We start from the raw sequence: 18,347 nt of genomic DNA, 5'->3' as shown, positions 1-18,347 counted from the left end.
AAAGGTGTCGGGTCAGTCCGACCAGATGCTGATGTTGCGGCGCTCAGCGGCCTGGTAATTGCCGTTGGCGATGTTGACCGAGGAGGCCGCCTGGAAGAGCTGCTCACCCATGGCCTTCTCGTGGGTGTTCCACTCTTCGCGCTTCTTGTCGAAGTACTGCTGGGCGTCACCCTGCCAGCTCGGCCCGAGCTCCTTCTTGATGTCGGCGTAGAGCTGGTCGGTGACCCGGTCGAGCTCGGTGATGACTTTCTTGAGGTCCTCGTAGGCCTCGTCCATCGAGCCGAACCGGACGAACGTGTAGTCCTCTGCGGGCATACCCATGGCGTTGTGCTCCGTCCAGGTCAGCGGTTGATGAGGGAGTCGACGCGACCGGCGCCGGCGCTGGTGGCGCGGCCGGCCAGGTCCATGTTCTCGTCGGCGGCGTTCTTGTAGACCCCGGCGCCGATGTTCAGGCGGTCGTAGATGTCCTCAAGGCTCTTGATGACGGCCTTGAACTCCAGGTCCCACTGGTCGAGCGCGCCGCTGAACTTCTGGGAAGCCCCGCCCTTCCACCCCTGCGTGACCAGCTGGGTCTTGATCGCCTGCACCCGCTGCCTCATGCCCTCGATGTACTGCGCGGTCTCCTCGCAGTAGCCTGCCGCGTTCGTCAGCTGAGTCGGGCTTGCCCCGTACAGTGCCACTGGACCTCCAAGTCGAGATGGCTTCGTCTGCTAGGGCGGGCGGTCCCGCAAGGAAACCGACTACCCCCCGCGAACAACATCAAATGGCATCGTAGCCACCATTGACCCCATTTTTCCCAGCAACCTCAGATTACGGATCTGTCGCGACATGGTGACTATCGGACAAATCCGCAGGTCGAAGGCCCCTGTCAACTCTGACATTTCGGCCGCCGGCACAGTTGCCGCGTCACGTTAGGGGCCGCGTCAGAGGTTCATCCGGCGGCGGATCTTGTCGAACTCCTTCATCACGTCCTCGAACGCGCGGTCGTAGACGGCCTCGGCCTGCTTGATCTTGGCGAGCGCGGCGTCGGGGTCCTTCATCTGCCGCAGCGGGTTGTCCGCCTCGCCGAAGGCGTCGTTGGCCAGCGAGTACATCCGGTCCTGGAAGTCCTGGGTCGCCTCGTGGAGCACGTCCTTGATCAGCTCGGCCAGCTCGCCCGAGGACAGCCGCATCGCCTTCGGGTGCAGCTCAAGCTCTCGTACGCCGTCGCTGCCGTACTCGATGGTGACGAAGCCGTTCTCGTCCTCGGCCCGGCCGACGCACTTTCCGATGTCGCGCTGGAAGTCGTCGAGGCGGCCGACCTCCCGGTCCATCTCCCTGAGCAGTTTGTCGACGTCGATGTTCGCGAAGTCTCCGAACTCGTTCATGCCACTCCTATCCCGACAGTCCGCGCACCCAGGTATAAAGCTCCAGCACTCCCAGGGCGAGCGGGAAGAGCTGGACGATCAAGGCCACGTCCAGGATGTCGCCGGCGCGGCCCCAGAACGGCGACGGCTTGCCCGTCGCCAGCCAGACGCCGACGCCCACGGTCATCAGCGACAGCCACAGCACCCCGATCGCCACGGCCAGCGACCCCACGATCCCGCCCTCGCCCACCAGCGACAGGGCGAGCATGGCGAACCCGGCCAGGCCCGTGCCGATGAGCCAGAGCCGCTGCCCCAGCCCGCGGAAGACCCGGGCCCGCATGATCAGCGTGAGCGACAGCGACACCGTCATGACGTCCGACACCCAGTCGTCGTTCAGCACCAGCAGCGTCTGCGTGGCCAGGGCCGACAGCGCGAGGGTGGCGATCATGCCCGTGGCGTAGCCCTGCGCGACCCGGGTGCGCTCCTGGATCACGGGGGCGTCGAGCCGCTGGTTGTCGCCGCGCAGCTCCTCGGCCGTGGTCGGCATCGCCGGCAGCGGCACCTTGGCCAGCTTGAACGACAGCGTGGGCACCAGCGGGCTGAAGGCCAGCAGCAGCGCCATGGCCAGCGCCGCGACCCCGGCAGGGGGCACCGCCCACACCATGACCACCGCGGCGCAGATGCCGCCGACCGTGGCGACGCCGGCCGTGCCGAGGAAGCCGGGCACGCCGTCGGAGATCAGCGCCCCGCTGACGGCCGCCACCAGCGCCGTGCAGGCCAGCGCGGCCAGCATGTGCGGGGCCCCGAAGCCGGCCGCCGTCCCGGGCGCGAACAGGCCGGCCACGAACCCGTAGGGCAGCGCCGCGTGCCCGATCAGCGCGCCGGCCATCGAGTCGCCGACCGCGCGCGACAGCAGCGTGCCGGTGACGATGAGCAGCAGCGCCAGCAGCCCGGCCACGATCGTGACGGTCAGTCCCGGCATGCCCGACACGGCCAGCCCGACCGAGCCCAGCATCAGCAGGCCCATGGCGCCGCTCGCGCCGACGATCCTGGTGTGCTTGGGCGACCACACGCCGCGTCCGCCACGCACGCCGGTGGCGACCACGTCGGCCACGTCGTCGTACAGGGCGGGCGGCAGGACGGCCTCACGCGGCCTGAGATAGAGGATCTCGCCGTCGAGCACGCCCAGGGTGCTGAGGCTCTGCCCCAGGTCGAGCGGGGCTCCGCCGAGCCGCTGCAGCGTCCATCCCGGAGCCGCCGCGGCGTCGCCGCCCACCTCGCCCAGCGCGCGCAGCAGGCTGGGCAGCACGTTCGGGAGGGGGATGTCGGCGGGCAGCGCCAGGTCGGCCTTGCGCCGCGGGCCGACGACGGTCACGTGGCACTGGGTCGGGAGCGGCATGGGCACCTGCGGCAGGGCGCCCTGCTGGAAGGGGCCCTGCGGCGGCGGGGGACCCATCCGCCCGTTGTAGACCTGCGGTGGCGCCTGCATGGGGGGCGGACCGTGGGGAGGTCCCGGCATCGGGGGCCGCCCGGGCGGAGGTCCCTGAACGATGTGACCCAACTCTTAACTCCGTCCACAGCAACGCTAAGGGACAACGAAGAACATATCTGGTCTCTTCTGGTAAGAACGTCTCGATGAGCATCGTCGTCGTCCGTCGCCCCGAGCGCCGCCCCGGCCCCAAGCCGCCGCGGGGCGAGATCCTGCTCGAATCCCCTCCCGAGATCCCCGAGATCCAGGGGCAGGGCTTCGTCCTCGTGCTGACGTACCTGCCCATGCTGGCGGGCGCGGCGGCGATGGCCCTGATGTTCACCTCGTTCGGCAACTCCAACCCGATCATGTACGTCTCCAGCGGCCTGTTCGCGCTGTCCATGGTCGGCATGACGCTGGGCCAGGTCGGCCGCCAGTCGGGAGAGCGCAAGTACAAGCTGAACGGCGCCCGCCGCGACTACTTCCGCTACCTGGACCAGGTGCGCAAGCGGGCCAGGCGGGCGGCCAAGCAGCAGCGCGAGGCGCTGGAGTGGAGCAACCCCGAGCCGGACGGCCTGTGGTGGGTGGCGATGAGCCAGCGCCTGTGGGAGCGCCGCCCCCGCGACGAGGACTTCGCCACCGTACGGCTCGGCACCGGCGTGCAGAAACTGGCCATCCAGATCATCCCCCCGGACTCCAAGCCCGTGGAGGACCTGGACGCGCTGTCGGCCGGCGCGCTGCGCCGCTTCATCAGGGCGCACTCGACGGTGGCCAAGCTGCCCGTGGCGGTGGCGCTCGGCTCGTTCGCGCGGATCAGGCTGACCGGCGACCCGACGGCGATGCGCGACCTGGTGCGGGCGATGGTGGCGCAGCTGACCGTGTTCCACTCGCCGGACGACATGCGGATCATGGTGTGCGCCAACGCCGAGTGGATGCCGCACTGGGAGTGGATCAAGTGGCTCCCGCACGCGCTGCACCCGGAGGAGACCGACGCGGCCGGCCAGGTGCGGCTGATGACCGACAATCTGAGCGAGCTGGACCGGCTGGTCGGCGACGAGCTCAAGGAACGCGCCCGGTTCCGCCCGGGCGCGGCCGCCGACGTGCTGCCGTACCACGTGCTGATCGTGGACGGCGGCTACGTGTCGCAGGACTCCCAGCTCGGCGCGGACGCCATCCAGGGCGTGACCGTGATCGACCTGTCCGGCTCCACCCCCGACGTGGAGGAGAACAGCACGCTGCGGCTGGACGTCCGGCCGGACGGCTTCCACATGGTGAAGATCGACCACGCGGGCAAGGAGCACAAGACCCGCTTCGGCGATCCCGACGGGCTCGACTACATGCGCGCGGAGGGCATGGCCAGGCAGCTCGCCCCGCTGCGGGCCTCGGCGGCCACCGGCGGCGAGGCCGAGGACGTGCTGGCGGTCAACACCACGCTGACCGACCTGCTCGGCGTCGGCGACCCCGCCCACGTGGACCCCGCGGTCGTCTGGCGGCCCCGCGCCGGGCGTAACCGGCTGCGGGTGCCGATCGGGATCGGCGCCGACGGGCGCCTCGTGGAGCTGGACATCAAGGAGTCCGCGCAGGGCGGCATGGGGCCGCACGGGCTGGTGATCGGAGCCACCGGCTCCGGCAAGAGCGAGCTGCTGCGCACGCTGGTGCTGGGCCTCGCCCTGACGCACTCGTCGGAGATCCTCAACTTCGTCCTGGTCGACTTCAAGGGTGGCGCGACCTTCCTCGGCCTCGACTCGCTCTCCCACGTCTCGGCCGTCATCACCAACCTGGAGGACGAGCTCCCGCTGGTCGACCGCATGTACGACGCCCTGCACGGCGAGATGGTGCGCCGCCAGGAGCAGTTGCGCGCCGCGGGCAACTACGCCTCGCTGCGCGACTACGAGCGGGCCAGGGAGCAGGGCGCCGAGCTCTCCCCCATGCCGACGTTGTTCGTGGTGCTGGACGAGTTCAGCGAGCTGCTGTCGGCCAAGCCGGAGTTCATCGACCTGTTCGTGATGATCGGACGGCTCGGCCGCTCGCTCGGCGTGCACCTGCTGCTGGCCTCCCAGCGCCTGGAGGAGGGGCGGCTGCGCGGTCTCGACACCCACCTGTCCTACCGGATCGGCCTGCGCACGTTCTCGGCCATGGAGAGCCGGGTGGTGCTGGGGGTGGCGGACGCGTACGAGCTGCCGTCCGCGCCGGGCAACGGCTACCTGAAGTTCGAGACCACCGGCATGACCCGGTTCAAGGCCGCGTACGTGTCGGGCGCCTACCAGTCCGAGTCCCGCCGCCCCAGCATCGACGACGGCGGCACCATCCTGCGCCAGGTCGTCGAGTACGGCCCCAGCTACGTTCCTGTGCCCATGGTCAAGCAGCAGCCCAAGGAGGCCCGCGCCACCGAGGTGGACGAGCGCGGTGGCCAAGAGAGCCTGCTCGACATCGTGGTACGCCGACTGGCCGGGCACGGCCCATCCGCGCACCGCATCTGGCTGCCCCCACTCGGCGACCCGCCCACGCTGGCGCACCTGCTGCCGCCGCTGTCGGCCACGCCCGAGCTGGGCCTGTCCACTCCTGGCTGGGACGGGCGCGGGCGGCTGCACGCCGTCATCGGGATCATCGACAAGCCGTTCGAGCAGCGGCGGGACCCGTACTGGCTGGATCTGTCGGGAGCGGCGGGCCACATCGGCGTGGCGGGCGGGCCGCAGAGCGGCAAGAGCAACGCCCTGCGCACGATCGTCACCAGCATGGCGCTCACCCACACGCCGCGTGAGGTGCAGTTCTACTGCCTCGACTTCGGCGGCGGCGGCCTGGCCGCGCTGGACGGCCTGCCGCACGTGGGCGGCGTGGCCACCCGGCTCGACACCGATCGGGTCCGCAGGACCGTGGCCGAGGTGAGCGCGCTGCTGCGGCAGCGGGAGCAGAGCTTCGCCGCGCACGGCATCGACTCGATCGCCACTTACCGGCGCATGGCCGCCGACGGCAGCATCCAGAGCGACGGCTGGGGTGACGTGTTCCTGGTCGTGGACGGGTGGCTGACGATCAGGCAGGAGTACGAGAGCCTGGAGACGGTGATCACCGACCTGGCGGCGCGCGGCCTCGGGTACGGCATCCACGTGGTGGCCTCGACCAACAAGTGGTCGGAGTTCAGGTCCGGGATCAGGGACCTGTTCGGCACCAGGATCGAGTTCAAGCTGGGCGACTCGTACGAGTCGGAGGTCAACAGGAAGGCGCAGCTGGCCGTGCCGGAAGGCGTGCCGGGGCGCGGCCTGACCAGGGACGGCTTCCACTTCCTCGCCGCGCTGCCGCGTGTGGACGGCAAGACGGGGGCCGGCGACGTGGCCGACGCCACCCGCTCCCTGGTGGAGGCCGTACGGCAGTCGTGGCAGGGCCCCGCCGCCCCGCCCGTGCGGCTGCTGCCCTCGCTGCTGCCCGTCTCCGCTCTGCCGGGCCCTGAGCAGACGGGACGGGGCCGGATCGCGATCGGCATCGACGAGGACACGCTGTCGCCGGTGGCGCTCGACTTCGACACCGACCCGCACTTCATCGTGTTCGGCGACACCGAGTGCGGCAAGTCCAACGTGATCAAGCTGATCATGGAGGGCGTGGTCGCCAGGAACACGGCCCGCGAGGCCATGATGATCGTGATCGACTACCGGCGGTCGCTGCTCGACACGGCGGTGACCGACCACCGCATCGGCTACGCGGCCTCCAGCACCGCGGCCACCGAGCTGATCCAGGACGCCCGCTCGGCGCTGCTCAAGCGCCTGCCGCCGGCCGACCTCACACCGGAGCAGCTGCGGGCGCGCAGCTGGTGGCAGGGCGCCGACCTCTACATCGTGGTGGACGACTACGACCTGGTGGCCACGTCCAACAACCCCCTCGCCCCGCTGGCCGACCTGGTGCCGCAGGCCCGTGACATCGGCCTGCACCTCATCCTGGCCCGGCAGAGCGGCGGCGCCAGCCGGGCCATGTACGACCAGGCCGTGCAGCGGATGAAGGAGATGGCCAGCCCGGCGCTGATCATGTCGGGCAACCGGGAAGAGGGCCAGCTCTTCGGCAACATCCGCCCGCAGCCGCTGCCGGTCGGCCGCGGCTTCTACGCCGACCGGCGGTTCGGGGCCCGGCTGATCCAGACCGCGTACCTGGAGTCGCCGTGAGCCGTCCACTATGCTCCGTTGCGCGCGTTTGCCCGGTCAGTCAGGGAGTTTCATGAGCTTTGTCGATGTGCACGTCCAGGCGATCGAGGAGTGCCGCCAGGAGGCGTACAAGGTCAGGAACATGCTCGACTTCGAGGACGCGTTCACGGGCAGCAAGAGCAAGGCCCCGAAGGGCGCGACCAGCGCCGAGATCTTCGGCTCGCTCGACGGCGCGGGCGCCCTGGCCAAGAAGATCGACGAGGTCTGGGGCTCGGTCAAGGAGGAGTACGGCTGGGGGCGCAGCCGGATGCAGGGCGTCGAGGAGGCGCTCGGCAAGGTCGCCGCGAACTTCCGCGGCGCCGCGGGAGCCTCCGGCGCATGAGCGTCGCCTCGCAGCTCGCCGCGCTCAGGGAGAAGGTCCACGGCGACCCGGCGGCCATCCGCGCCATCGCGGCCGGCCTGCGCACGGCGGGCGACCATGCCTCCACCTCGACGAACCGGCTGCCCAAGTACGTCGCCGAGGTGGGCAAGGCCTGGCAGGGCGACTCCGCGACGGCCTTCGCCGGCTACATGGCGGCCTACCCGAAGGCGGGCAGCCAGTTGGACGGCGCCCTCGACTCCTGCGCCAAGGCGCTGGACACGGCCGCGTCCACGCTCGAAAGCGCCTACAACACCATCGACGGGCTGCACAGGACCGCGCAGAGCGCCGAGAGCGCCTACCAGGGCAAGCACTCCGACACCACGCAGGAGCAGATCGACGCGCACGTGCGCGGCCAGTTCGACGCCGACCCCGTGACCGAGGCCGGCAAACAGGTGACCAGGGCACAGAAGGCGCTCACCACGGCCAAGGAGGCCCTCGACGGGCAGCTCGGCGACGGGTTCGGCTTCTTCAAGGGCATCCGCGCGGCCGGTGGCGCCGACTTCGACCCCGGTGAGAAGAAGGTCGACTGGCGCAAGATCGGCAGTTACCACCCGACCACCAAGTTCGCCTCGACAGGCGACCCCGGCGGGCCCGGCGGCACGCTCGGCGGCGACGGAGGCGGCGCGGGTGGCGGCGTCGGGGCGCCGTCGTCGTACGGCAGTGCCCCCGCGCCCAAGCCCCAGGTCGTCGAGTGGATCAAGCAGGCGCTCACCGTCATCCGCTCGCCGGAGATGGCCGCGATCATGCGGCAGCGCGGCCTGAACGTGAGCGACCTGGACCCGAACGATCCCCAGGACATCCAGCGCATCTGGACGATCATCTTTCACGAGTCGGGCGGCAGGCCCGACGCCATCAACCTCACGGACATCAACGCCCGGAACGGCGTGCCGTCCCAGGGGTTGATGCAGACCATCCCGCCGACGTTCAAGACGCACCATCTGCCCGGGTACGACAAGATCCGGGAGCCGGTGGACAACATCATCGCCGGGGTGCTCTACACCTACAGCCGGTACGGGAACCTGGCCGGCCATCCGGGGATCAGGTCGCTGGAGAGCGGCGGCGGATACAAGCCGTACTGAGCCAGGAGAACGGCGAATGACAAGTGCGTGAAACGTAGCTTAATGGGCCTCTAACCTGGGCTTATACCGATTTTTCGTGTTACTTCCGGTGCTACGTTGATCACGTGTCGACCCCGTCTCCCAGCGCGTCTCCGACGGCCGGCGTCTCGCCGGACACGCCGGCCGGAGGGCCCTCCTCGCCCCCGCCGTCGTCCAGCCCGACGCCCACGCCGACGGCGAGCCCCACGCCGAGCCAGACGCCGAGCCCCACACCCAGCCAGACCCCGAGCCAGACGCCGGACCCGACCCCGACGCCCACGCAGTCGCCAGGGCCGTCGCAGTCGCCGGCGCCGTCACAGTCGCCCGCGCCGACCGTGACCGTCGTCAGCCCGTGCCCGCACACGCCGAAGTGCCCGCCACCGGCGTGCCTGCCGCCGACGCTGCGGCCCAGCGCCTCCCCCGCCCCGTCCAAGCCCGCCCCGAAGCCGGAGCAGAAGGGCGACGGCAAGAAGGGCGGTTACGAGGCGAACGCCGGCTCCATCGACAAGTTCGCCGGCTCCATCAGCGGCGCCGCGCAGGGCGTGAACGAGGTCAAGGAGTACACGCCCCGCTTCGAGGGCATGGACCTGGCTCCCCTCGCCGGCGTGCCCCTCGTCGGGCTCATGTTCGTCAACCGCTTCAATCGCATCTCCGACTCCTGGAAGGACAGCGCCGGCATCCTGCGCAACGTCCTCCAGACCGACAGCGGCAAGATCGCCATGGCGGCCGACAACTACCGCAACGCCGAGCGGCCGGGTGGAGGATCCTGATGTCGACCCCCTCCAACCAGCCGCCGAAGCTCGTCGTACCCGGCCAGAACACTCCTCCCGCGGGCACGCAGCAGCTCCACATCGCCAACCGCAGCGGCAACATCGCGCGGACCGTCCAGGTGACTCCGGCCGGCGCCCGCCCCGACCCCGGCTTCTACCGCCGGCTGATCGGGCAGCTGAACATCGCCCGCCAGCCCACCCGCCAGGCGATGGTGCTGTCCGGGCTCGGCGTGGCCGCGCTCGCCCTGGACGTGGCGGCCACGCTCAACGTCGGCAACCCGTTCCTCTTCTCCAGCAGGCGCGACACCTGGAAGGAGATGAGCGGCTCGCTGGAGGGCAACCGGTCGAACATGTGGCGCGGCTACTTCGACGACATCGCCCCCAACTGGAAGGGCGACGCGGCGGAGATGCTCCAGCAGTACGTCAGGTTCAACGTCAACGGCCTGTTCAGCCAGCTCGGCAAGGTCAGCGACGACATGAGCGGCGCGATGCAGACGCAGTTCAAGGAGGTCGCCGAGTACGACCTGTCGGTGCTCGGCCTGTACGCAGGCTCCGCGCCCGTCTTCAGGGCGCTGGCCGGCATGAGCGCGCACCCCGTCGGCCGGGCGGCCCTGCTGAGCTATCTCGGCATCTGGGCCGGCGCGCTCGGCAACCTGCTCAAGCAGTTCGCCGACATCTACGTCACCAACGAAGGCGAGCTGAACAAGCTGGAGCTGCGGCTCAACGACCTGCTGGGCGCCTTCTACAACTCCGGCAAGCCCGAGCAGGGCGCGCGCGAGCTCAACATCTCGCCCCAGATCCAGCACCAGGACCGCTGGGTCCCGATGGAGGAGTCATGACCGAGATCGAGGCGTTCCTCCAGGGCAGGGAGGGCGACCTGGCCGGCCTCGTCCGCGAGGTCACCGCCTGGACCGCCGCGCTCGGCGGCGCGCTGGACGAGCTGGCCCGCGAACGCATGGAGGGCACCGACGCCCGAAAGGTCGTCCGCGCCCGCGTCTCGGGCACCGGCGGCCTGCTCGGCCTGAGCATCGACGCGCGCGGGCTGCGCGACCTCGACCACGTCGAGCTGGCCGAGGCCGTCAAGCAGGCCATCGGCGCGGCCAAGGGCGCCATGGGCGAGCGGCTGACGGAGCTGACCGAGGGGCTGGGCGGCCGGAACCCGTCCATGCCCGGCGGCGATCCACTCGCGCCCCACATCGAGCGCGTGCTGCGGGAGGGATGAGCCATGTCTTTTATGCCTGGAATGCCTGGAATTCCTGGAATGCCCGGGACGCGGGAGATGCGGGAGCTGATGGAGCGGCTGGACGCCGTCGTGGCGTCCGCCAGGCGGGCCGAGGAGCGGGCGGCCGAGTGGAGCGCGCGCCAGTTCGTCGGGCGCGCCGACGAGGGCCGCATCGTGGCCAGGACCGACGCGCTCGGCACGCTGGTCGCGCTGGACATCCACCCGCTGAGCCGCAAGCGCCTGGACGCGCGCCGCCTGGCCGACGAGATCACCGCGGCCGTCATCATGGCCGAGCAGGCCGCCACGGCCGCCAGGGACGAGCTGATGAACGGCTCGCGTCCCTGAACGTGGTCATGAGCAGTCCGCGTCCCTGAACGTGGTCACGAACGGCCGGTGACCCTCTGACGCCCGCTGAGCCCCTCTGACGCGGAAAACCCCCTCCGAGACCTGCCCGGAGGGGGTTTTCACGTGCCGCGTAAGGGTCAGAGGCAGGCCGAGCCGCTGGTGCCGGCGGTGCCGACGCTGCCGGAGTACCGGACGCACTTGCCCTTGGCGGGCAGCTTGACCGGTCCGGCGTAGTACTCGTACGAACCGTTGTCCCTCTTGCCGCCGCCGTTCTGCACCGAGATCGCAGCGCTCATGTTGGCCTTCTGGCCCACGTCCTCGCGCTTCATCGTGACCACGCAGGCCTCACCGCTCGACGGGTGGGCGAGCAGGACGACCTGGCCGCCCTGGAACTCCTGCGCGCCCTTCACGACGAACCCGGCCCCGCAGACCGAGGACGGCGTGTGCGGGTTGCGAGCCGGCCTCGCGGTGAGCGAGGGGCGCGGCGCGGTCCGCGTCGCCGTCGGCTTCGGCTTGGTCGTGGCGGGCGTCGTGGGGAGCCACGTGAGGGTCGGCGCCGCGGTGGCCGTGGAGGTCGGGACCGGCGTCGCGGTCTCGGTCACGGTCGGGGTGGGCGTGATCGTCACGGTGACGGTCGGCACCGGAGTCCCGGACTCCGACGGGGTGGGCGTCGGGGTGTCGGTCGTCTGGGGCGGGATCTCGTTCGAGGGCGTCGGCGTGGACGGGGTGCTCGCCGTCACGGTCACCGTGGGCTGGGCCACCGGCGGCTGGACGGTCACCCGCGGCGGCGCGACGGGCCGGGTGGTGGTGATGGGCAGCGGCGTCGGCACCGTGCTGAGCTCGGGCGTCGCGGGCGTCTGGGAGGTCCAGTCGTTCGGCAGCACCATCGGGCCGACGTCATTGCCGGGGTCGGCGCTCTGCGTCACGCCCCACGGCACGGTCACCTCGCCCTGGGGCTGCCCGGGGTCGGGCTGCGTCTGAGCCTGGGGCTGGCCCGGGCCCTGGCCCTCACCCTGGTCGGCCGACTGAGGGGCCTCGCCGCCCTTGCCGCCGGCCTCCACGGTGCCCACGGGCGACGGGTTCGCCGCCGCGACCACCTCGAAGCGGTGCGTGGACGCGTACTGTCCCGCGCCCCACAGTCCCACTCCTGACAGCAGCGCGAGCGCGCCGACCGCGGCGGCCAGGCCCAGCGGGAACCTGCGCGGCGGGCGGGAGGGCACCGTCTGGCCCAGGACCGCCGTCGGGCGCTGCTGCTCGGGCGGCGGCTCGGCGCCGTGGCCCGCGGGCGCGATCGGCACGCCGGCCATCGCCCCTGGGCCCTCCAGCTGGCCCTGCAGCTGGCCCTGCGGCACGACCGGCGGCCCCCAAGGCTGCTGCGGCGGCGGCCCCTGCGGCCCGCCCATCGGGGGCTGGCCCGGCATGGGCTGCCCGGCCATGGGAGGCAGGCTCGGCACTGGAACGCCTTCGATCGGCGCGTCAGCGGCGCCGGGAGCTCCGGGCTGGTGGAACGCGCCGGGAGGAGGACCGCCGGCCGGGTTGAAGGCACCGGGCGCCGGCATACCAGGAGCGCCGAGCGGGCCGGGGGCGCCGAAGGGGCCCTGCGGGCCGGGAGCGCCCGCGATCCCCTGAGCATCGGGAGCGGCGGCCGGGGTTCCGGGAGCGGCGGCGATGCCGGGCTGGAGCGGCGGGGCCTTCGGGCCGCCGGTGACGCCCCGCTTGTCGCCGAGCACGCGCAGGAGCGCCACGTACGTGGTGGGGCGCGAGCCCACGTCCTTGGCCAGGGCCGACAGCGCCACCTGGCGCAGCGGCTCGGCCAGCACGCCGACCTCGCCCACCTCGGGCTCGCCGGTCAGCACCGACTCCTCGTCGGGGCCGAACGGCGGCTTCCCCGTCGCGGCGAACACCATGATGGCGGCCCAGGAGAAGACGTCGGCGTACGGGCCGTAGCCCAGGCCCTTGATCTGCTCGGGAGCGCGGTAGCTCATCTCGCCGATCGGCTCGCCGAGGTCGATGTCGGTCACGCGGGGCCCGTCGGGGCCCATGATGACGTTGTGCGGGGTCAGCCCGCGATGCGTGATGCCGGCCAGGTGCACCGCGGTCAGGGCGGTCAGCACGCCCACGGACACGCGTTCGAGGGTGTCGGTGTCGAGGGGGCCGTCGTGGGTCACGACGTCGGCCAGGCTGTGGCCCTGGATGTGCTCGCGTACCACGTAGAGCTGGTCGCCGTGCCGGCCCGCGTCCAGGACCCTGGCGACGTACGAGCTCGACACGCGTTGCGTTCCGGAGAGCCGGACGATGTCGTCGCCGCCGCCGAGACTCGGGGCGGGCGGGAGCAGTTTGATCACCCGGAGCGGCGCGTCGTCGTTCTCCTTGGCGTCGGACTCCTTGCCGAGGAAGCCCACGCCACGCGGGCCGTCGGCCAGGCGTCCTAAGAGCTCGTACGCGCCCAGCTTCTCGGGATCGCCCGGCCGCAAGGGGTGCATTTCCGTCCCTCCAGTCAATCCACGATCTTCATCGCGACATTCAATCGCATCAGTCACTTCTGCATCAGGGGATTTGCCGTGCAGATCGACATTTCACCCAATTGCAACTTTTAAGCCATGCGCCCCGGACGCCACCTTCTGCGGCGCGCCTGCGGAATGAGCAACGCGAACGCGGCGGTGAGCATGATCGCCAGCATCACGCCGGTGCCCACCGCCATGGCGACGCCGACGGCGTTCTCGTCCCGCGGCGGAACCTTGGCCACGGCGTCGGCGGGCAACGCGCTGGGGGGCGGCTCGGCCACCACGGGCATGCCGCCCCGCTCGTACGGCAGCACGGCGGTCAGCGCGAGCAGCGGGTTGACCATGCCGGCCCCGGTGCCCGCCCCGGCCGCGCCGTCGGCGGTGGCGATGATGCGCCGGCGTACCTGCTCCTGGTCGAGCTGGGGGAAGCGGGCCCGCACCAGGGCGGCGGTGCCCGCCACGTACGGCGCCGCGAAGCTCGTGCCCTCCAGGCCGCGCATGTAGGTCCCGCCCGGCCAGGGCGCGGTGATGTCGGTGCCGGGGCCGAGCACGCCGACCGGGGTGGCGGCGTTGGAGGAGTCGGCCCTGCGGCCGTCCGGGGTGGCCGCGCCCACGGCCAGCACGCCCTCGTACGCCGCCGGATAGGCGGGCACGTCCTCGTCCTCGGGGCCGTCCACGTTGCCCGCGGCGGCGACCACGACGACGTCCTGCGCCAGAGCGCGCTGGATGGCGGCCTTGAGGTTGGGATGGTCGGCTGCCTTCACCGAGATGTTGATCACCTTGGGCTTGGCCGAGACCGCGTCGTTGATGGCGTCGATGAGCTTGTTGATGTCACCTTCGCTCTTGTTGCTCTGCTTGACCACCACGATCGAGGCCTCGGGCGCGACCCCGTGGAAGGGGACGCCGGCCACGTAGCGGGCGCCGATGATGCCCGAGACGGCCGTGCCGTGGCCCACGCAGTCGGTGTGCCCGGTGTGCGTCTCGTCGATGATCTTGGCGATCGGCAGCTGCGGGTGGCGGTAATCGGCGCCGCTGTCGACGACCGCGATCCGCACACCCGCGCCCCTGGTCAGGCGCCAGGCGTTCTTGATGTCGAGCCGCTTCTGCGCCCACGGCTCGCTGGCCGGCAGCTTCAGCGTGCCCTTCTTGGGGTTGCACTCCTCCGGCGCCGCCGCGGCGGCCGGGGCCGCGAGGGCGTGCAGGGCGAGCACGATCGCCAGCAGGGCACGCACGATCACGCGCCCCGCCCGAGCCCCAGGAATCACCCGCAATTAGCCCATCCCGCGCTCGTGCTGCCGGAACCCGCGCTGCCCGAATAACGGACGCACTTCCCGGCCGCCGTCAGCTTCACCGGGCCCGCGTACCACTTGAAGGACCCGGAGTCGGTCTTGCTGCCGCCGCCCTGCACCTCCAGCGTCGCGCTGACCGGCGTCTCCTTGCCGACGTTCGCACCCGACTTGATGGTGACCACGCAGTTCTGGGACGTGCTGTTGTTCCACAGCTGGTACGTCGTGCCACCGGAGAACGAGCTCGACCGCTGCACCACGAAGCCGCCGCCGCACACCTGGGTCGCGGTGTAGGGGTTCTTCACCGGAGCCGCGGTCGTCTTGGTCGGGGTCGGCTTCGGCTCCGGCGGTTTGGTGGTCTTCTTCGGGGTCGGCTTGGGCGCCTGGGTGGTCCTGGTCGGCGCGGGGGTCTGCGTCGGCTTGGCCGACGGGCGCGCCGTCTTCGTCACCGTCGCCGTGGGCCTGGCCTGCCTGGTGGGCGTCTTCTTGACCGGCCTCCTGGTGGGCGTCGCCGGCTTGGCCGTCTTCGTCACCGTGGGCCTGGCCGTGGGGATCGCCACCGAACTGGTCGGGAGCGGCGCCGGGGTCGGCACCGTCGTGAGCACCGGGACGCTCGCCGTGCCCGTGGGGTTCTCGGTCGGCAGCACCATCGGGCCGACCTCGTCGTCGTTCTGCCGGCCTGGCGTGGTCGCCCAAGGGGCGGTCACCTCGTCCTGCGGCTGCGTCGGCGGGTTCGTCACGGCGTTCGGGACCGATCCGGCCGACGGCTCTGCCGTGGTCGTCCCGCCGCCGGTGGCGGCGATCGGGGTGAACGTCACCTTGCCGGTGTACTGACTCGCGCCCCACAACCCGAGGCCCGCCATCAGCACGACGGCGGTCACCCCCGCCACCAGCCCGATGGGGAACGGCTTCTGCTGCCGGCCGTCGTCCTGCCTGGGCCCGCTCGGAGGCGTCCACCCATGGGCCGGCTCCGGCCGCCCGGGACCGGGCGGAGGTCCCCAGGTCTGATACACCATCCCGGGCCCCGGCTCTCCGGCCCCACCGCCCATCGGCCCAGGCCCGCCAACCGGCCCGGAAGCAGGTCCGGCGACCGGCCCGGGACCAGCCCAACCGACCTCCCCCGGCCCAGACCCCATCGGCACCGGTCCCACCGGCCCCTGCTCCACCGGCCAAGGTCCCATCGGACCCTGTCCCACCGGCCCAGAGCCGATCGGGCCCTGCTCGACCGGCCCCGGACTCATCGGGCCCGAATCGATCGCACCCGGAACCATCGGCCCGGCACCCATGGGAACCGGCCCCATCGGCCCCTGCCCGACCGGGCCTGGACCGGCTGGGGCCTGCTCCACCGGCCCTTGCCCGACCGGAGCCGGCCAGCCGGGAGCCTGTTCCATCGGGCTCATCGGTCCAGGACCCGCTGGACCCGCACCCATCGGCCCCGGGCCCATCTGAGGCGGGCTCATCGGGCCGGGCTGCGCGGGCGGGGGCGGCATCGGGACGGCCTGGGGTGGCGGCCCGGCCTGGGGTGGCGGCCCTGCCTGGGCGGCCTGGGGAGGGGGCATTGTGGGGGCCTGGAGGCCCTCGATGTTCAGCTGGATCGGCAGGATGGCCGGCACCACCGCAGCCGGGGCGGCGGGGGTCTCGGTCGAGCTGGGGGTGGGGGCGCCGACGGCGGTGTGGAGGCGCTCCAGCGCCGCGTACGCCGTCGGCCGGCTCGCCGGGTCCTTGGCGAGGGCGGCCAGCACCACCTGACGCAGCGGCTCCGGCAACGCGCCGACCTGCGGCTCCTCGTTCAGCACGGCGGCCGGGTCGGGCCGGAACGGCGCGGAGCCCGTGGCGGCGAAGACCACGGTCGCGGCCCAGGCGAAGACGTCCGCGTACGGCCCGTACTGCTGCCCGCCGAACTGCTCAGGCGCCCGATACCCGAGCTCGCCGACCGGATCGCCGAGTTCGAGGTCGGTGACGCGGAGCCCGTCGCCGGTGAGGATCACGTTCGACGGGGTGAGCCCCCGGTGCGCGAACCCGGCCGCGTGCACGGCGGTCAGCGCGGTCAGCGTGCCGACGGCCACTCGCTCCAGCGCGTCGCCGGTCAGCGGGCCCTCGGCCACGACGGTCTCGGTGAGCGAACGGCCTTCGACGTGCTCCCTGACCACGTACGCGACGCCGCCTTCGACACCGGCGTCCAGCGTGCGGGCGAGCTGCGGGCCGGACACCCGGGTGGCGGCCCTGAGCCGGTCGGCGAAACCGGGATCGGCGGCCAGCGTCTTGATCACGACCTGGGATGCGCCCTCGGACTCACGGGCCAGATGGACCGGGCCTCGCGGCCCCTCGCCCAGGCGGCCGACGATCGTGCGGCCTCCTATGCGCTCAGGCGTGGAGGAGTCCTTCTCCGCCATGACAGTCCTCTCCGGATGGGCGTCATGAACAGAGACATTTAACCAAATACGTCACATACGCATCAGAGGTTTCGGTTCGCCTCTCTGACAGTTCACCGTCAATGCACCTCCGGGCTGTCATCGACCCGGAACGGGCCGATAGGGCCGATGCTGCGGGAAGGCCGCGCTCACCGCAGAACCCGGGCACAACGGAAAGAAGCCCCAGCACCCTCGCCAGGGCCCCTCTCGGTGATCATTTCGTGGCGGACTCGATGTTCTGCCGGTAGGTCTGGATGACCCGCGAAGCCTCCTGCAGTTCCTCGGTCATCCGCTGGAATGCCGTCCGGTAGTTCTGCCACGACTGCTGGAAGCGCTGCGCACCCGGCCCCGTCCACGCCGTGCCCACCTTGGCGGCCTCGCGGTCGAGCGCGGTCATCGTGGTGCGGACCGCCTCCGACTGCTGCGTGAACTGGCTCGACATCTGCTGCATTTCCGCGGGGTCTCCGCCGAACATGCTCTGGCTCATGCATACCTCCTGAGACCTGTGAAAGCGCACTCACCCTAAGGAAGGGGCACCGGCCGTCGCCGGAGATATGCCGAGCGGCTATGGTCTACCCGAGGAATGTTCGGATCGCATTCGGGAGCTGTCGGTTTCATGCGCGAGGTTGTGGTGACCGGCGGCGGAACAGGCATCGGATACGCGATGGCCGAGGCGTTCGCCGCGCTCGGCGACCGCGTCACGATCACGGGCCGCCGCGAGGACGTACTGGCCGAGGCCGCACGCAAGCTGAGGGCCGAATACGTGGCGTTCGACGCCTCCAGCGCCGCCGAGGTGCGCGAGGCGCTGCCCCACCTGCCCGAGCGGGTGGACGTGCTGGTCAACAACGCCGGCGGCAACACCAACCTGGGCCGCAGAGAGCCGGAAGATCTGATCGAAGTGGCCGAGAGCTGGTGGGCCAACCTCAACGCCAACCTCATCTCCGCCGTGCTCGTGACGACCGCTCTGACCCCGCGGCTGAACGACGGCGGCCGGATCGTCTCGCTCGGCTCGATCGCCGCCAGGGGCACGGGCTCCGGCTCGTACGGCGCCGCCAAGGCCGCCCTGGAGTCCTGGACCGCCGACCTGGCCGCCGAGCTCGGCCCCAGGGGCATCACGGCCAACGTCGTCTCCCCCGGGCTCGTCCTCGACACCGAGTTCTTCCGCGGCCGCCTCACCGAGGAGGGCATCAGGGCCAGGGTCGACAACACGCGCAACGGCCGCCCTGGAACTCCCGCTGACGTGGCCGATACCGTTCTGTTCCTGGCCTCCGCGGGAGCCGGGCACGTCACCGGGCAGGTGTTGCACGTCAACGGCGGCGCTTATCTGGGCCGCTGAACCCAAGAGCAGGC

Annotated in this window: 17 protein-coding genes; 8 read left to right on the top strand and 9 right to left on the bottom strand. The window is 71.4% G+C overall.

Annotation, left to right across the window (positions count from 1 at the left end):
• Positions 1-12: 12 nt before the first annotated feature.
• From AB0C28_RS19060 to eccD, 4 genes are all read right to left on the bottom strand, one after another.
• Positions 13-321 (bottom strand): WXG100 family type VII secretion target, encoded by a 309-nt coding sequence (locus AB0C28_RS19060; protein WP_146178084.1) that lies wholly within the window; start codon positions 319-321, stop codon positions 13-15.
• 20 nt (positions 322-341) lie between these two features.
• Complete coding sequence (locus AB0C28_RS19055) at positions 342-680, bottom strand: WXG100 family type VII secretion target (protein ID WP_357847494.1); 339 nt, start codon at positions 678-680, stop codon at positions 342-344.
• A gap of 243 nt (positions 681-923) precedes the next feature.
• On the bottom strand, positions 924-1,367 hold the full coding sequence (locus AB0C28_RS19050; RefSeq protein ID WP_358076044.1) for a YbaB/EbfC family DNA-binding protein: 444 nt from the start codon (positions 1,365-1,367) through the stop codon (positions 924-926).
• A gap of 7 nt (positions 1,368-1,374) precedes the next feature.
• Positions 1,375-2,835: a type VII secretion integral membrane protein EccD gene (eccD, locus tag AB0C28_RS19045; protein WP_357847501.1), complete on the bottom strand. Its 1,461-nt coding sequence runs from the start codon at positions 2,833-2,835 to the stop codon at positions 1,375-1,377.
• A 146-nt stretch (positions 2,836-2,981) separates the two neighbouring features.
• Here eccD and eccCa point away from each other — a divergent pair, with 146 nt between their 5' ends.
• Genes eccCa through AB0C28_RS19030 form a run of 3 tightly spaced genes read left to right on the top strand, consistent with a single transcriptional unit; the run spans position 2,982 to position 8,441 of the window.
• Entirely contained in the window at positions 2,982-6,962 is a 3,981-nt protein-coding gene (gene eccCa, locus AB0C28_RS19040) for a type VII secretion protein EccCa (protein WP_358076041.1), read from the top strand.
• Positions 6,963-7,014: 52 nt separating this feature from the next.
• Positions 7,015-7,323: a hypothetical protein gene (locus AB0C28_RS19035; RefSeq protein WP_358076038.1), complete on the top strand. Its 309-nt coding sequence runs from the start codon at positions 7,015-7,017 to the stop codon at positions 7,321-7,323.
• Positions 7,320-8,441, top strand: a complete 1,122-nt coding sequence (locus tag AB0C28_RS19030; protein ID WP_358076035.1) for a WXG100 family type VII secretion target — start codon at positions 7,320-7,322, stop codon at positions 8,439-8,441. The genes AB0C28_RS19035 and AB0C28_RS19030 overlap by 4 nt, the downstream gene beginning before the upstream one ends.
• 100 nt (positions 8,442-8,541) lie before the next feature.
• On the opposite strand, the gene AB0C28_RS19025 is transcribed toward AB0C28_RS19030, so the two are convergent.
• Complete coding sequence (locus AB0C28_RS19025) at positions 8,542-8,739, bottom strand: hypothetical protein (protein ID WP_358076032.1); 198 nt, start codon at positions 8,737-8,739, stop codon at positions 8,542-8,544.
• Between the two features lie 55 nt (positions 8,740-8,794).
• Between AB0C28_RS19025 and AB0C28_RS19020 the strand changes: the two genes are divergently transcribed.
• From AB0C28_RS19020 to AB0C28_RS19005, 4 genes are read left to right on the top strand one after another with little or no spacing between them, the layout of a single operon-like run.
• On the top strand, positions 8,795-9,229 hold the full coding sequence (locus tag AB0C28_RS19020; protein ID WP_357847516.1) for a hypothetical protein: 435 nt from the start codon (positions 8,795-8,797) through the stop codon (positions 9,227-9,229).
• Complete coding sequence (locus AB0C28_RS19015) at positions 9,229-10,068, top strand: hypothetical protein (RefSeq protein ID WP_346115016.1); 840 nt, start codon at positions 9,229-9,231, stop codon at positions 10,066-10,068. The genes AB0C28_RS19020 and AB0C28_RS19015 overlap by 1 nt, the downstream gene beginning before the upstream one ends.
• Positions 10,065-10,451, top strand: coding sequence for a YbaB/EbfC family nucleoid-associated protein (locus AB0C28_RS19010; protein ID WP_357847519.1), 387 nt, complete (start codon positions 10,065-10,067; stop codon positions 10,449-10,451). The genes AB0C28_RS19015 and AB0C28_RS19010 overlap by 4 nt, the downstream gene beginning before the upstream one ends.
• A 39-nt stretch (positions 10,452-10,490) precedes the next feature.
• Complete coding sequence (locus tag AB0C28_RS19005) at positions 10,491-10,796, top strand: YbaB/EbfC family nucleoid-associated protein (RefSeq protein ID WP_358076029.1); 306 nt, start codon at positions 10,491-10,493, stop codon at positions 10,794-10,796.
• Between the two features lie 137 nt (positions 10,797-10,933).
• Here the strand turns inward: AB0C28_RS19005 and AB0C28_RS19000 are convergent, their stop codons facing one another.
• The 4 genes from AB0C28_RS19000 to AB0C28_RS18985 form a co-directional block, all read right to left on the bottom strand.
• Complete coding sequence (locus AB0C28_RS19000) at positions 10,934-13,279, bottom strand: hypothetical protein (RefSeq protein ID WP_358076026.1); 2,346 nt, start codon at positions 13,277-13,279, stop codon at positions 10,934-10,936.
• Positions 13,280-13,389: 110 nt separating this feature from the next.
• Entirely contained in the window at positions 13,390-14,538 is a 1,149-nt protein-coding gene (locus AB0C28_RS18995; RefSeq protein WP_358076023.1) for a S8 family serine peptidase, read from the bottom strand.
• Between the two features lie 23 nt (positions 14,539-14,561).
• Positions 14,562-16,979, bottom strand: a complete 2,418-nt coding sequence (locus tag AB0C28_RS18990; protein WP_358076020.1) for a hypothetical protein — start codon at positions 16,977-16,979, stop codon at positions 14,562-14,564.
• Positions 16,980-17,211: 232 nt separating this feature from the next.
• On the bottom strand, positions 17,212-17,484 hold the full coding sequence (locus AB0C28_RS18985; RefSeq protein ID WP_358076017.1) for a WXG100 family type VII secretion target: 273 nt from the start codon (positions 17,482-17,484) through the stop codon (positions 17,212-17,214).
• Between the two features lie 129 nt (positions 17,485-17,613).
• Here AB0C28_RS18985 and AB0C28_RS18980 point away from each other — a divergent pair, with 129 nt between their 5' ends.
• Entirely contained in the window at positions 17,614-18,333 is a 720-nt protein-coding gene (locus AB0C28_RS18980; RefSeq protein WP_357847535.1) for an SDR family oxidoreductase, read from the top strand.
• Positions 18,334-18,347 lie beyond the last annotated feature (14 nt).

It is taken from the genome of Nonomuraea sp. NPDC048892 (assembly GCF_040649735.1).
Classification (GTDB): domain Bacteria; phylum Actinomycetota; class Actinomycetes; order Streptosporangiales; family Streptosporangiaceae; genus Nonomuraea; species Nonomuraea maheshkhaliensis.
This window is presented reverse-complemented; position numbering and strand designations above follow the sequence as displayed.

Coding starts and splice junctions, on each gene's coding strand:
- AB0C28_RS19030 (WP_358076035.1), top strand. CDS start 7,320: ATGAGCGTCGCCTCGCAGCTCGCCGCGCTCAGGGAGAAGGTCCACGGC.
- AB0C28_RS18990 (WP_358076020.1), bottom strand. CDS start 16,979: ATGGCGGAGAAGGACTCCTCCACGCCTGAGCGCATAGGAGGCCGCACG.
- AB0C28_RS19050 (WP_358076044.1), bottom strand. CDS start 1,367: ATGAACGAGTTCGGAGACTTCGCGAACATCGACGTCGACAAACTGCTC.
- AB0C28_RS18985 (WP_358076017.1), bottom strand. CDS start 17,484: ATGAGCCAGAGCATGTTCGGCGGAGACCCCGCGGAAATGCAGCAGATG.
- AB0C28_RS19005 (WP_358076029.1), top strand. CDS start 10,491: ATGCCCGGGACGCGGGAGATGCGGGAGCTGATGGAGCGGCTGGACGCC.
- AB0C28_RS19035 (WP_358076038.1), top strand. CDS start 7,015: ATGAGCTTTGTCGATGTGCACGTCCAGGCGATCGAGGAGTGCCGCCAG.
- eccCa (WP_358076041.1), top strand. CDS start 2,982: ATGAGCATCGTCGTCGTCCGTCGCCCCGAGCGCCGCCCCGGCCCCAAG.
- AB0C28_RS19060 (WP_146178084.1), bottom strand. CDS start 321: ATGGGTATGCCCGCAGAGGACTACACGTTCGTCCGGTTCGGCTCGATG.
- AB0C28_RS19010 (WP_357847519.1), top strand. CDS start 10,065: ATGACCGAGATCGAGGCGTTCCTCCAGGGCAGGGAGGGCGACCTGGCC.
- AB0C28_RS19015 (WP_346115016.1), top strand. CDS start 9,229: ATGTCGACCCCCTCCAACCAGCCGCCGAAGCTCGTCGTACCCGGCCAG.
- AB0C28_RS18980 (WP_357847535.1), top strand. CDS start 17,614: ATGCGCGAGGTTGTGGTGACCGGCGGCGGAACAGGCATCGGATACGCG.
- eccD (WP_357847501.1), bottom strand. CDS start 2,835: ATGCAGGCGCCACCGCAGGTCTACAACGGGCGGATGGGTCCCCCGCCG.
- AB0C28_RS19000 (WP_358076026.1), bottom strand. CDS start 13,279: ATGCACCCCTTGCGGCCGGGCGATCCCGAGAAGCTGGGCGCGTACGAG.